At 33.6% G+C, this 14,964-nt stretch carries 11 protein-coding genes; 2 read left to right on the plus strand and 9 right to left on the minus strand.

Annotated elements, in window-relative coordinates; translation table 11 throughout:
* Window positions 1-123: 123 nt before the first annotated feature.
* The 6 genes from H3S88_RS00365 to yiaK all read right to left on the minus strand — a co-directional run bounded on the left by H3S88_RS00365 (window position 124) and on the right by yiaK (window position 8,254).
* Window positions 124-1,605: a mannitol dehydrogenase family protein gene (locus tag H3S88_RS00365; RefSeq protein WP_198226486.1), complete on the minus strand. Its 1,482-nt coding sequence runs from the start codon at window positions 1,603-1,605 to the stop codon at window positions 124-126.
* 19 nt (window positions 1,606-1,624) lie between these two features.
* On the minus strand, window positions 1,625-2,965 hold the full coding sequence (locus H3S88_RS00370; RefSeq protein ID WP_370528579.1) for an MFS transporter: 1,341 nt from the start codon (window positions 2,963-2,965) through the stop codon (window positions 1,625-1,627).
* Window positions 2,966-3,017: 52 nt separating this feature from the next.
* Window positions 3,018-4,034 (minus strand): Zn-dependent oxidoreductase, encoded by a 1,017-nt coding sequence (locus H3S88_RS00375; protein ID WP_198226482.1) that lies wholly within the window; start codon window positions 4,032-4,034, stop codon window positions 3,018-3,020.
* A gap of 15 nt (window positions 4,035-4,049) precedes the next feature.
* Window positions 4,050-5,264 carry a D-mannonate dehydratase ManD gene (manD, locus tag H3S88_RS00380; RefSeq protein WP_198226480.1) on the minus strand — a complete coding sequence of 405 codons (1,215 nt, stop codon included), beginning with the start codon at window positions 5,262-5,264 and terminating at the stop codon, window positions 4,050-4,052.
* Between the two features lie 380 nt (window positions 5,265-5,644).
* Complete coding sequence (locus tag H3S88_RS00385; protein WP_198226478.1) at window positions 5,645-7,153, minus strand: MFS transporter; 1,509 nt, start codon at window positions 7,151-7,153, stop codon at window positions 5,645-5,647.
* 87 nt (window positions 7,154-7,240) lie between these two features.
* Window positions 7,241-8,254, minus strand: coding sequence for a 3-dehydro-L-gulonate 2-dehydrogenase (gene yiaK / locus H3S88_RS00390; protein WP_198226477.1), 1,014 nt, complete (start codon window positions 8,252-8,254; stop codon window positions 7,241-7,243).
* A 495-nt stretch (window positions 8,255-8,749) separates the two neighbouring features.
* Between yiaK and H3S88_RS00395 the strand changes: the two genes are divergently transcribed.
* Together H3S88_RS00395 and pabB are read left to right on the plus strand one after the other, a co-directional pair.
* Window positions 8,750-9,319 carry an aminodeoxychorismate/anthranilate synthase component II gene (locus tag H3S88_RS00395; protein WP_086300788.1) on the plus strand — a complete coding sequence of 190 codons (570 nt, stop codon included), beginning with the start codon at window positions 8,750-8,752 and terminating at the stop codon, window positions 9,317-9,319.
* Between the two features lie 7 nt (window positions 9,320-9,326).
* On the plus strand, window positions 9,327-11,066 hold the full coding sequence (pabB, locus tag H3S88_RS00400) for an aminodeoxychorismate synthase component I (protein ID WP_198226475.1): 1,740 nt from the start codon (window positions 9,327-9,329) through the stop codon (window positions 11,064-11,066).
* Window positions 11,067-11,118: 52 nt separating this feature from the next.
* Here pabB and H3S88_RS00405 read toward each other — a convergent pair whose 3' ends face one another.
* Genes H3S88_RS00405 through H3S88_RS00415 form a run of 3 tightly spaced genes read right to left on the minus strand, consistent with a single transcriptional unit; the run spans window position 11,119 to window position 14,601 of the window.
* Complete coding sequence (locus tag H3S88_RS00405) at window positions 11,119-11,703, minus strand: ABC-type transport auxiliary lipoprotein family protein (protein WP_198226473.1); 585 nt, start codon at window positions 11,701-11,703, stop codon at window positions 11,119-11,121.
* Window positions 11,703-13,340, minus strand: a complete 1,638-nt coding sequence (gene pqiB / locus H3S88_RS00410) for an intermembrane transport protein PqiB (RefSeq protein WP_198226471.1) — start codon at window positions 13,338-13,340, stop codon at window positions 11,703-11,705. The genes H3S88_RS00405 and pqiB overlap by 1 nt, the downstream gene beginning before the upstream one ends.
* A 7-nt stretch (window positions 13,341-13,347) precedes the next feature.
* A complete protein-coding gene (locus H3S88_RS00415) occupies window positions 13,348-14,601 on the minus strand; it encodes a PqiA/YebS family transporter subunit (RefSeq protein WP_198226470.1) in 1,254 nt (417 codons plus the stop codon).
* Window positions 14,602-14,964: the final 363 nt, after the last annotated feature.

Genomic DNA, 14,964 nt, shown 5'->3' on the forward strand with positions numbered 1-14,964 from the left:
AAAGTTTTTTTGATAAATACCCATAATAATAAATTAGGTTCTGCTTTATATTTAAACAGTTAGAAAAGTGTAATACCATTACTGATTATTACACTTTGATTTTATTAATTATTGTTAGTTGTGTTAAAAACTCTGTGCTAATTGTTGGACGGTTTGTTTAGCACCTTTATCTCTTAAAGATAAATAAGCGTTGGTAACTTGAATGATAAAATATTGATTATTAGATAAATCATTTCCAAAAACATGCGTCAATGATAATAATGCTTTGACTCGCTCTTCATTATCTGGACTATTTGATACCAACTCTTTTAATTGCTCTGCGGCTGGATCACTAATTTCAATATCTTTACCATTATCGTCGATACCACTAACGTATCGCATCCAAGCAGCAATACCTAAAGCTAAACAATCAAATGGTGTATTATTGGCTAAATGATAACGAACTGAATCAAGCATACGTTGTGGTAATTTTAATGTACCATCCATGGCAATTTGCCAAGTACGATGTTTAAGGCCTGTGTTACGATAACGATCAAGTAACGAATCTGCGTAAGCAGATAAATCAACTCCTTTTACACGTAAGGTCGTTGCTTGTTCTTGTAACATAAGGTGACGAGCTGCTTTTACATAATAAGGATCTTGCATACATTCATCTATGTGTAAATATCCTGCCAAATAACCTAGATAGGCAAAAAAGGAGTGACTACCATTTAGCATGCGTAATTTCATTTCTTCATACGGTAAAACATCATTAACTAACTCTGCACCCGATTTTTGCCATTCTGGACGACCTGCGACAAAATTATCTTCAATTACCCATTGCTTGAATGGCTCACCAGCAACACCAGCTGGATCGTCAATGCCACCCAATTGATTTTGTATTTTTGCCATTGTATCTGGCGTTACTGCTGGCACAATACGGTCAACCATAGTAGATGGGAAGCTGACATTTTTTTCAATCCATTGGGATAAGTTTGCATCCCTTATTTTTGCTAAAGCCAAAACTACATTACGTGTTACATGACCATTTTCTGGCATATTGTCACAAGACATGACCGAAAAAGGTTTTAAGCCTTTTTCTTTACGAATACGTAAAGCTTCAACAATGACCCCCGGCACACTTTTAGGATTAGTTGGATTGTCAATATCGTGTTGAATAAGAACATTATTGATATCAATTGATGCTGTCGCGGGTAAATAACAATAACCCTTTTCAGTGACAGTTATTGATATGATTGCGATTTCTGGACGTGTCATAACCTCTAAAATTTTTGCTATACCATCTATATCTGCATGTAATGCTTCTTTGGCGACCCCCACCACTCGGGTAGACCAGTTATCATAGGACATTTCACAAACACTAAATAGATAATTTTGTTCTTTAAGATCAGCGATTTGTTTTTCACCACCAATTAAATTGACCTCACAGTATCCCCAATCACTACCATGTTCGGCAGCTAAAATATCGGCAAATACAGCTTGATGAGCACGATGAAAAGCACCAAAACCAAGATGAACGATTTTAGTTTTAAGCTGATTTCTATCATAATTTGGTACAACTACCGCTTCAGGTAGTTGTGATAAAGTTTGATTTGATAATTTCATTATTTTTCCCATTTTTTATTTATTCTGCTGCATCTTTTAAATCAGCTAAATTACGATCTTTTACCTCAGGCATAAAAATCGCAGAAACTAAACCAATACAAGAATAGATAATAATCATAACAACAATTGGCCACCAATCGTTAACCATATTACAGAAAATTCCCGCTAATATTGGACCAAATCCTACCGCAATAAGTCCACCTGCTTCTTTAGATATCGCCATTTGAGTAAATCGATTACGCGCGCCAAACATTTCTGCCATTGTGATGTTTTCTAATGCAAACAGTCCCAATACCGCAACGTTATGAATAACAATCAAACATAACATAATGGTACTCACTGAATGATTTTTATCAACAATAATAGATAACATTGGATAAGCAAGAATAATAGCTGATAAAGTCATAATTATATAAGGTACGCGACGCCCAATCTTATCGGATAACCAACCTAAGAAAGGAATTGTGAAAAACCCAACAATTGAACTGATCATTAAAGCATCAGTCGGTATGCTTTTTTCAAATAACAATGCTTGTACTAAGTAACCGGCTAAAAAAGTTTGAATTAAACCAGAATTCCCAGCTTGACCAAAGCGTAACCCCGTTGCTAACCAAAAGGATTTACTTTTACACATCTCCAATAATGAAATATGTTTAATTGCTGGTTTTTCATTACTTGTTTTTGCTGTTGCATCATTTACATCATCAAAAACAGGACTCTCTTTTAAATTCATTCTGAGCCAAATGGCAAAGATCATAACAATGACACTGGCAATAAATGGTACTCGCCACCCCCAAGATATGAGTTGATCTTTATCTAGTATAAAAAACATAATTGCCCAAATTGCTGTCGCACTTAAAGTCCCACAGTTAGTACCCATCGCGACAAGTGAAGAAACAATTCCTCGTTTTCCTTTTGGCGCATACTCTGCGAGCATAGTGCCAGCACCAGAGATTTCTGCACCAGCACCTAATCCTTGAATAATACGCAAAACAACTAACATTAATGGCGCTAAAATACCGACTTGGGCATAGGTGGGTAAAAAACCTATCAATGTGGTACAAATACCCATCATAGTGATAGTGATAAATAATACTTTCTTTCTACCAATTGCATCACCCATGCGGCCAAAAACAAAAGCGCCAACAATACGTGCAACGTATCCTGCGCCATAAGTTCCCATCGCTAATATCAATGCCATAATCGCTGATTGTTCCGGGAAAAATATTTCATGAAATACAAGTGCAGCACCTAAAGAATATAATTGGAAATCCATAAACTCTAATGCTGTTCCAAGCCAACCAGAAACAGCAGCTTTAACTAAATCTGAAGTATTTCTTTCACTTTTATTATTTCCTATCTTATTCATATTTTACTCGCTCTCACTTATCATTTAGTATATAAAAATTGACCTAACTAAAAGTCAATAAAACCTTGCAACACTGTTTCTGATCTTTTTCGAAAGTTTGGATTGCCTGAACCACATCCGTATAATCAAATCGATGAGTAATCAGTTTGTTAGGATCAATTAATTTTTTGGTTAACCAATCAATGACGATTGGGAATTTGTTTGCATTGAGTCGTGAAGAGAAAATAGAAAGCTCTTTACTGGTAATACCTTGTTGTGTTATTTGACATGGATCGCTTGAAAAACCCATAATGAGAATTCTTGCAGCTGGCGATGCAATTGTAATTGCTTCTTGTAAAATTGAAGGATGACAAGCGGCATCAATGATTACCGTTGGTTTGATATTCAATTTATCTAATTCATCTTTTAATGATAATGATGTGTTATTAATTGTCCGATCAGCACCACTACTTTTTGCCATAGCTAAACGTTCATCAATACGATCGACAACAATAACTTCTTTAACGTTATACACACCTTTCAGGGCTTGCACAGAAGTTAATCCCATTGGACCTGCGCCATAAATTAATGCAACATCATTTTGGGTCGGTTTTAGTTGTGCAGTTGCATTAGCAGCTATTGTGAAAGGCTCTATCATTACGGCAAATTCATCATTGATTTCATTTGGTATTACATAAGCATTTTTACTTGGTACAACAGCATATTGACTGAATCCACCATCACGATGAACACCCAAAACGGTTAAAGAGGAACAAACATTAGGACGACCAACAGAACAAGGGTAACAACATCCGCAGCTAATTACAGGATCAACAGAAACACGCTCACCGATTCTAGATTGATCAACACCCTCTCCAACAGCATCAATCATTCCAAAAAATTCATGCCCAATTACTCTTGGATATTTAGCAAAAGGATTATGACCTCGATAAATATGACTATCTGAACCACAAATGCCGGCTAATTTTACTTTTACCCTAACTTCACCTGATTTAGGTTGAGGAACTTCACGTTCCTCAATTACTAATTCATTAGGTTGTTTTATTACAATACTTTTCATATAAACTCCTTTAACTTACCAATTCCATAAAGTGCCATCTTCTAAACGAGCAATTGGCAAATAAGCGGGGTTGTATGGATATTTAGCTGCTAGTTTTTCATCAAAATCGATACCTAAACCTGGTTTATCACTTGGATGCATATAACCATCATTGAAAGTCCAATGTGGAGAAAAGACTTCTAACATCTGCTCTGAATAACCCATAAATTCTTGAACACCAAAGTTAGGCACCCACATATCAAAATGTAGTGCTGCGGCATGACAGATTGGCGATAAATCGGATGGTCCATGAGAGCCAGTTCTAACTTGATAAAGCGCAGCAAAATCAGCTATTCGACGCATATGAGTAATACCACCAGCATGAGTTATTGTGGTTCGAATGTAATCGATGAGCTGTTCTTCAATCAGTTGTTTACAGTCCCAAATGCTGTTAAATACTTCACCAACAGCAATTGGTGTTACAGTGTGTTGACGAATTAAACGGAAGCATTCTTGATTTTCAGCCGGTGTAGGATCTTCCATCCAAAATAGACGATAATCTTCAATACTTTTACCAAAACGCGCAGCTTCAATTGGGGTTAAGCGATGGTGCATGTCATGCAATAGATGCTCGTTAAAACCGAATTTGTTTCGCACTGCTTCAAATAATTTTGGCGTAAAGTCTAAATATTTATCCGTTGCCCAAAACTGTTCTTCAGGATAATTGCCACGCGTAGCGGGTTCGTATGCAAGATTTTTCCCTTTACTTTGACCATAAGTCGTTTTCATTCCGGGTATACCACATTGAACTCGGATTGCTTTGAACCCCATCTCTTTATGTTTAGCATAATCATCTAACGCTTCTTCGATATCTTTACCAGTGGTATGGCAATACACCATTACGCCTGTACGTGAAGCTCCGCCCAATAATTGATAAAGTGGCATATTGGCAACTTTACCTTTGATATCCCATAACGCCATATCAATTGCCGATATCGCTGACATTGTCACTGGACCACGACGCCAATAAGCTCCTTTATAAAAATATTGGAAAATATCTTCAATTTGATGAGGATCACGCCCAATAAGTTGAGGGCAAAGATGATCTTTAAGATAAGATGCTACTGATAATTCTCGCCCGTTAAGTGTTGCATCACCAACACCATAAACGCCTTCATCTGTAGTTATTTTTAATGTGACAAAGTTTCGCCCCGGGCTGCATACAAAAACTTCTGCTTTTACAATTTTCATTGAATACCTCATTAATAATTTGTGCAGCATCAAATTAATCGATCAAATACTACCATACAAGTAGATTAGAATGTTTTTGTGAGAAAGATCACAATAAGAAGGAAAGATCGTAAAGAAAATTGAGGTTTAACAAATGTTTTAACTATAGATTGGAATGCTGAAAAAAATAGTTAATTAGATAATTATCATCAAATTATTAAGTTGATTTTAAACAAGATTATCAAAATTAATATTGATATATTTGGGATAGATAAAAAAAATGTAGTATTGAATCAATATTACATTTTTTTATAAAAATATTTATAAATATCGGATTTGATAGAGGATCTTATAGATAACAATATTTATCATGAGCGAAGATGTATCTCCTCATCATTGCATTATTTATCTCGCCACAAATGTTCATATTTATGACCAGTAAGATTTTCAACAACTTTACGTGTCTGTTCTGAAACATCATTTTTTGAACCATTATTTTTTAAACGTTCTATTTCTGCGACCAAAATTGTGTGAGTTTGTTTATTTAACTTAAAAGTTAAAGCATAAATTAACGCAATTAATAATAAACCAACGGTACCACCAACAAATAAAATACTTATGGTATTTATTGCTTCAGCACTTTGTTGAGTACTTCCTTGTATAAAGCCACCCTTTTGTAGAATTAATCCCACAATAAACGTTGCGATAGCAACCGTTGTTTTGCGACCAAATGTCATTACCGCCGCAAATAAACCTTCTCGACGTTGTCTGGTGAGCATTTCGTCAATATCAGGAATAAATGGGAACACATTCCATGGGGTAAATTCTAAAATACAACGACCAGCTTGATAACAAATCGCTATAATATACAACCACCAGATTTTGGATGACGGATCGACTATATATACTGCATAAAAACCAAGAATACAGATGATCATAGTTGTATAAGAGAAAACATACAGCTTTCCTGGACCGTATTTTACCATTGCAACACCAGCCAATAATGTTATTGGTAACCCTATAATACTTAACGATAGTAGTCCTCCAGCAAATGACGAAGAGACACATAAACAATAGACACAAAAGAAGACAAAAACCGTATTAAAAATATCTTTTGCTGTAAATGAAAATAAATAGATAGCTAAATGGCGACGAAAAGCTCTAATATGAAATGTAGATAAATAATCCTTAACTAGTTGTTTAACAGCACTAACTTTTTCAGAAAAACTCTTTTTTTTCACACCTTGTTCTTGATGCTTCAACATCTCTGGAGTCAGTTCTCGTTCCCACGTTACTCTATATGAAATAAATATACAAACAGCGAAAATAATCGCGAAGAAAAGTCCATTAATAAAATAAGCGTAAGCGTTATTTTCACCAAAATTATGAATTAAAATACCCGGCACTAAAGTTGCTAAGAAAGTCCCACTTGCAGATAAAAACATCCGACCTGTAGATAATTTGGTTCGATCATTATAATCTTTAGTCATTTCTGAAGGTAATGTTTCCCAAGGAATCAATACAATAGCTGCAACAATTTCAAATACTAGATATACGGTTAAATAAAACCAATAATTCATCCCTGTTATCCAAAGTAAAACATAAATCAACATAAGAGGAGAACCAATTAGTAAGAAAAACCGCCTTCTACCAAATTTTTGTCCTAATTTGTATTTGTAAAAATTATCGGTAAAACTACCCATAAATAAACTAACGATTGCATCAACAATTCGTGCAATTGCCACAATAGACGCTGCCTCAATAGGTGTTAATCCTACAAAGGTGGTATAAAAAAAGAGTAACCATGCTCCAATGATGGTAAAGGCACCACCACCCATAATATCCGTTAAACCATAACCGATAGCGATTGGAATCGTCACTTTTTTCTTGTTACTAACCGCATTATTCATATCCTATTCCTTTTTAATCAATTCTTCGTTTGGCTTAAAAATTAATGAGTTGCTATATATTTTTTAATTATTAATTTTGATTTTCAGCTAATTTGCTAATGAAACAACTTCACGCCACACTTCAGTATCAACAGGAATACCATTGGTTAGATGATCTTTACGTGTTTTTTTTGATAATTCACCTGGATAAAAAACTGCTTTTTGTCCTTCAGCTGGTGTTGAGGTATTAACATATTGAGTAATACTATTAACCATCTGTTCGTTAAATTCTTTTCCGCCTAATTGAGATGGGTCAAATACCATAAAAATCTGACTAGCACCGGTACAACTTCCTTTTTGAATCTTATCAATTTCATGAGTTGGATTGCCCATCGATAAAAGTGCAGCCATCGCATCTAATACAATAGCCATACTTGACCCTTTCCAATATCCAGTTGGTAGAATTCGCATTGATTCTTCTATTGATCCTGGATCATCAGTTAATTTTCCATCTTTGTCATACCCACCTGGAAACGGAAGTTTCTCACCTTTTAAGCGAGTGACTTGAAGCTTACCATATGCATATTGTGACATCGCCATATCAACAACGATTGAACCATCTGAACTCGGCACTGCCATCACGAATGGATTATTGCCTAAACGTGTATTTTTTGCTCCCCACGCAGGCATACACGATTCGGTATTCGTCCAACACATTGCTGCAAATCCCTTTTCTACAGCTTTCCAACCGTAAGTTCCGCCTCGCATCCAATGCGTTGTATTACGTAATCCAATAATGCCAACAGCATGTTTTTTAGCTAATTCAATTGCTTTATCTAAAGCAAATAGTGCATTTGTTATTCCGATCCCTTGATTTCCATCATAAACTTCAAGCACACCCAGTGATTTAACTAAACTAGGTTTAGCGTTAATATCTACCCAACCTTTATTGACATAATCAACAAAACGAGCGACACGATTTAATCCATGGGAATAAACCCCGTCAGAAGTAGATTCGGTATGTATGTGTGCACATATTTCTGCTTGTGATTCAGATAATCCAGCATTAAGAAATGCTTTTTTTATAGTCGCTTTCATTTCTTCAAATGTTATTTTTTGCATATTTTTATCCTCAAATAAACAGACCTGTCGAAACTTTTATTAATGTTTAGTTTTGGTGAGTTTAATAATTCAATCAAAAAAGGAGTCATAAAAACGTCTAATTTGTTTGTTGTTGTTATTAAATAAAGTCTATGTTGATTGAATTTAGGAAAAATATAATAAAATATACTACCATACAAGAATAGCTGTAGGCTTTTGTGAGAGTTATCACAAAAAGAAGGTATTTTTGTCAAAAAGTTTCAGGTTATGGGTACGTTTAAGTAAAAAAATAGGAATAAAGTAATATTAAGTTAGTAATCATCTCTTATTAGCACTTCTTGCTTGTATAATGGCGTCAATAATAGCTGGATTTAAACTAAATCTAGCTTGATTAATCGAAACAATGAAATGAAATTTTTAATCATGATGTCGGCAATGGTGACTTGTCATTTATAATGATGATTTCCATAATCACCAAGTTGACAAAAAATTCTTTTTTAATTAACGGAAGATATTTTGATACTATTAATAGATAACTATGATTCTTTTACGTTCAATATTTACGATTATTTATGCCGATTGGGTGCAAAAGTCCAAGTGATAAAAAATGATGAAATGACCGTTGAACAAATAAAAGAGCTAACTTTTTCTAAAATAATTATTTCACCTGGTCCGGGAACGCCCGATAATGCTGGAATATCACTAACAGTGATTGCCGAATTTGCCAATTGTTGTCCAATATTAGGTATCTGTTTGGGTCATCAAACAATTGCACAGTATTATGGTTATTCCATTTGCAAAGCACCTATGCCTATGCACGGTAAAATCGATGAAATTATACATGATGGTCAAGGATTATTTAAAGGCATTAAAAACCCTCTTTCTGTAGTTCGCTATCACTCTTTAATTGCTGACGATAATTTATCTCAAACAAAGTCACCTCTCATGGTTACCGCTCGTAACAAACAAGGATTAATTATGGGATTACGACATAAAACATTACCCATTGAATCCGTGCAATTTCATCCAGAAGCAATTAAAACAGAATCAGGTTTACAAATGATTCATAATTTTATTTATGAGTAATATTAATATGAAAGTTTATATTGATTTTGAAGGTCAACAGAAATGTTTTTCTGATCCTATTACAATTTTGAGATCCAACGATTACTCCACGGTTAAACAACAATTAGATGCAATCGAAAAGTTCACACAGCAAGGTTTTTATGCGGTTGGTTATCTTGCTTATGAAAGTGCAATGGGATTTAATCAAGCAAATAAAACCAAGAATATCCAAAAATCAGATAATGCGCTACCTGTACTACTATTTGGTATTTATCAAGATTATTCAACAGTTGAATCATTAACAAAAAGCGATTATAAACCTTGTCATTTCGATTTAAAATGTGACACTTCAATTGAAGAATATAATCAAAAAATTGACTATATTCGTGGGCAGATTGAATCGGGAAATACATATCAAACCAACTACACGATCCAATTTAGTGCACCATTTAATGATAATGCCGATGATTATTACAAATTTTTACAAGAAAATAACCAAGCGAGTTATTGTGCTTATCTTGAATTTGAAAATTATCAGATTTTATCGATTTCTCCTGAACTATTTTTTAAGTTAGATAATCAAACAATCACAACAAAACCGATGAAAGGAACTGCCGCTCGAGGTTTAAATATTCACCATGATAATCAACAGTTAGAGACATTATTTTCTGAGAAAAATCAGGCTGAAAATATGATGATTGTTGATTTACTACGTAATGATTTAAGCCGAATTGCTAAAGCTGGCTCGGTCGTTGTCCCAAAATTATTTTCTGCCGAGAAATACCCTACCGTTTGGCAGTTGACCTCAACCATTCAAGCCGAGTTGGCTGAAAAGATCAGTTTATATCAAATTTTTCAAGCATTGTTCCCATGTGGTTCAATTACTGGAGCACCTAAAACAAGTACAATGCAAATCATTGCAGACACTGAAAATTCACCTAGAGGTGTATATTGTGGAACCATAGGTTACATTACCCCCTATATGAAAACTGCAATATTTAATATACCCATTCGTACATTAACAATTCACAATCAGCAGATGCATTATGGTGTTGGAGGTGGGATAACTTGGGATTCAACATCAAACGATGAATATAGTGAAATCTTAGCAAAAACCGCTATATTAAACCGCACAGCAAGGTTCCCCCAATATCTTATTGAATCATTACTGTTAGAAAAAGGGCAAATTTTATTGCTTGATGAACATTTAACTAGACTTGCTAATACTGCATACTATTTTGATTTTAAATGCGATATTGATTCCATCAAATTACAATTGATTAAATTAGCCAGTGCAGAATGTGAAAGTATTTGTAAAGTCAGAATTTTACTACAACAAGATGGTCGATGTGATATTAGCAAAGACATTATTAACGTACCAATGGAAATCAATGAAATCACACTCGCACCACAATGTGTAAATAATAAAAATATCTATTTGTATCACAAAACATCAAACCGTGAACATTTTCCGCAACTAACGATAGGTAAAGAATATATTAATTTTAATCAAAACAATGAAATAACTGAATTTGTTAACGGTAATCTTGTGCTATTAATTAATAATCAATGGGTTACACCTAAAATTAAATCGGGATTATTGGCTGGTACTATGCGACAATTTTATTTGGATCAAAAACAAATAATTGAAAAAACAATTTTAATCGATGAATTATTAAAGGCTGATAAAATTGCTTTTATTAATAGTGTTCGCAAATGGGTTGAAATTGATGATAAGGTATTTGATCGGTTCAAGCAGATGTTGTGATCTACTATTATTGAAACATTCCGCCAGAATGGCGGCGGAATGTTTTATTAATTTAATATGTTATAGAATTAGCAAAATCTTGCTCTTCTTCTTGCCATCCTTTTGACAACGCTTTAACTAAAGCATCATAACCATTTTTGGCTAATGGAATATGACGTTCAAATGGTTTTGTTTCGATATGGTTTTTATTGTTTGTAACAATCCAACGCCCCTTTATAATCGCATCTCCATTGTAACTACCATGAAAACCATCAATAAAAAGTTTAACGGTTAATGTTGGAGTTGCTAGCGACTTACTCGAAATCAAATAATCTGGCAGTAACAAACTTAAATCTTGTACTAATCGTTCTTCAAGCTGTTGAGAAAGCGTCGAAACCCATAGATTATTTATAGCTGTAACATACTTGATATCTTCTGTTTGCAAAACAATACCAGATTTATTTAAGAAACTGGCTACATCAATGGAATCGATCTTTATAAAACGATTAGTTGATTTCATTGTTTTTGGTGTTTGAACAGGCAAATTACTAGCTAATTGGAAATAACTTTTGTCTTGCGTGTTTGCTGAACAGCCAACGAGTAACATAAATGCAGTTCCACAAAATGTTATAAGGAAATTTCGCATCATTTTATTCATTACTTTTTACCTTTCGCTTTCGGTTCTTGGTCTTTCTTATTTGGAGCAGAGAAAATCAACGCATTACTTTTATCATTAAGTGTATTAAGTAATGGTGTTAATTCATCCATCATTTGTTGAACTTTTTGCAGACTTTCATTCATTTGCTTATTAAGTTCTGAACCTGGTTGTATGCCTTTCATGGTTTCGTTTAACGTTCTTAACGTTTCTTGTAGATCGCCAGGCATATTTTGCATTTCATTACTCGCCATAATTTGATTTAATGAATTCATTAAGCGCTGAGTTGAAGCTAACGATTTATTAAATTCCGTCATTGTATTATTTAGTGGTAAATTATTGAAATTATCTAATAACTGCATCACTTTAGCTTGAATCTGTGCAATACCTGTTGACGTTGTTTCTATAGTATTATAACCATATAGAATGCTTGATTTAGCGTTATATTTATTTTTTAATTCAGGATAAAAATCAAGATCAATAAAAAGCGCACCTGTAAACATATTTGAAGTTTTTAACGAGGCTCTTAAGCCATTTTTTTGCTCGTCCATAATTAAGGTAGCAATATCGATCTTTTCATCAACCAACTCAGATAAGCGATCGGGCTCGATCCTAATTAATACAGGTACTCTTTGATTTAAAATAAATGTTTTATTTAACATTTCAGATGTATAAAATGGTACTTTAGATACCGTACCAAGGCGAATACCATGATACTCAACAGGCGCGCCTTCAACCAATCCAGATATGGATTCAGAAAGCATAATCAGAAATTCTTTATATTCTGTATATTGTGAATCTTGAATTGATTTTTTATCTTCATATAATTTATATACTGCATGTTGCTCAGCTGGCGCACCTAACTTAGAACCATCAGGCAAATCAAAACTTATACCGCCGGACATTAATACATCTAAAGAAGGCACATTAAGACTCGCACCCGATGAAGAAAGTGCTAAATCAATGCCCCCTTCTTTCCAAAAACGAACATTTTGAGTGACTAAAGCATCGTAAGGTTTGGTGATAAAAATTTGATATTTCATTTTACGTGAATCAATATCAAATTCAGAAGTTTCAACATTACCTACACGATAACCATGAAACATCACAGATGCTCCACGCGGAATCACACCGTTTTGATCACTTTCAAGATTAACCCGAATACCTTTAATACTTGGATCTGATAATGGCGGATTATCTGATAGTATAAATGGATTATTTTTGAAACTATGTGTATCGTTGCCGGATGCTAACTCAATATAAACACCAGATAAAATAGTACCTAATCCTGTTACCCCATCACGACCAATCTCTGGTTTGACAACCCAAAAAATAGAGTCATTTTTAAGCAGCGGTTCCATATCATTATAGATTCGGCCTTTTATGACCACTTTTTCAAAATCTTTTGATAATGTTACTTCATCGACAATACCGATATCAACACTGCGGTTTTTAATAACGGTTTTACCAGCAACAATACCACTTGCATCTTTGGCAAGTAAGGTAAAAGAAGTCCCTCTATCAGCAAAATGAGAATAGATGATCCAAAGACCAACAATTGCAGTAACAATCGGAATAATCCATATCGCCGAAATGGCTCTAATTTTGATGATTTTCGCTAATTTACTTGATGTTGCCATAATGTTCCTATTTATTATAACTTTTATTTGGAGAATGATCCCAAATTAAACGCGGATCAAATTTTTGCGATGCAATCATAGTGATAATCACAACAGTTGCGAAAAATGTAACGCCTATATCAGGATAAACCCCCATCATTTGTTGATTTCTAACTAGTGAACAAACAACTGATACAACAAATATATCAATCATTGACCATTTGCCAATAAATTCTACTGCACCATATAATTTTTTCATTTTTAGGCAATTATGTTTATTTTTCTTTTTCACAGCTATTGCAAAATAGCAAAGCCAACTTAATGAAATTATTTTCAAAATTGGAATAACTATGCTGGCAACAAAAATAACTAATGCTACAGGTACATCACCCGCCTGCCACATATAAATAACACCATCCATAATTGTCGACGTTGACGGTGAACCCAAAACGACTGTTATCATGATTCCAAATACATTTGCAGGAATATAAATAATTAGTGAAGTGACCAATAATGCTATCGTCCATTGTATTTTGTCGCGATTTCTTACAGCACTTTTCTGTTTACATCTTGGGCATTTAGCATAAGCGATTGGCATCATAGCATGGCAACAACCACACAGCTTCAAATTTTGACTAATTGCCGTCTTACCAACTTTTAATGGTGCTTGAGCAAAATTATTGGTATGAATTTCTTCCCAAATTGTTTCAGGTGAAAAAATTACTTGTGCTTTTATATAAAAAAAGACAAATAAACAAAACGCCCAAAATGTACTTGTAACACCTATACTGCCATAGCTCATTAATTTTACAAAGCTAACCAAAATGCCTGTTATAAATATTTCAGGCATACACCAATGTTTAAATTTTTCATAAATAATTAATAAATCTCTTTTGCGATATTTTGACACTGTAAACTTTGAACAAAGCAAACTAATAATTAATAGATTTATTATGGGAAAAATTAAAACAAATAAAATAAATAGCGCTGAAATATAACTATATTTATCAAAAAAAAGAGTTTTAGGTATATCTAAAACACTTACACCATTAAAATTACCGACTAGGCGAATATCAATAAAAATAAAACCACAAGCAACAATAATCATAATGAGTGAACAAACAGCATACATTGTGGCTCGAAATTTCATATTAATGCTTTTTTTGGCTAATGTAGTATTACAACGAGGACATATAGCTTTATGTCCTATTGTTATATCGGATAATTCTATGACCAAATCGCAGTGCGAGCATAAAACATATTGTTGCTTATCAACAGTCATTATTTCCCTTTAATTTGATAATTCAGTTAAGTGTAAAGATGTTTCAGATTAGCATAACCTTTAAGTAAATAATTGATAAATTACTTTTACTCAATTGCAAGTGGGATAACTACTTTTAATATACAACAATGACTAAAACGTCTTCTTTGCTAATCATATCAAATGACATTTTTTTATGAAAGTATTACCTACCCCCATTAGCATAATTTGATTACTTGATTTTGAGTATTTCAGTTGGTTAAACAATATTTTTTACACGCTGAATTTAAAATTTTATCTCAAAGAAAAAATAAATAAAATCTCATAATAACCTTATACAAAGTTATATCGCTATCAAATCCATTTATCGGTTTACATCTAATC

The organism is Gilliamella sp. B14448G11 (assembly GCF_016101765.1).
In the GTDB taxonomy this organism is placed as follows: Bacteria; Pseudomonadota; Gammaproteobacteria; order Enterobacterales; family Orbaceae; genus Gilliamella; species Gilliamella apicola_N.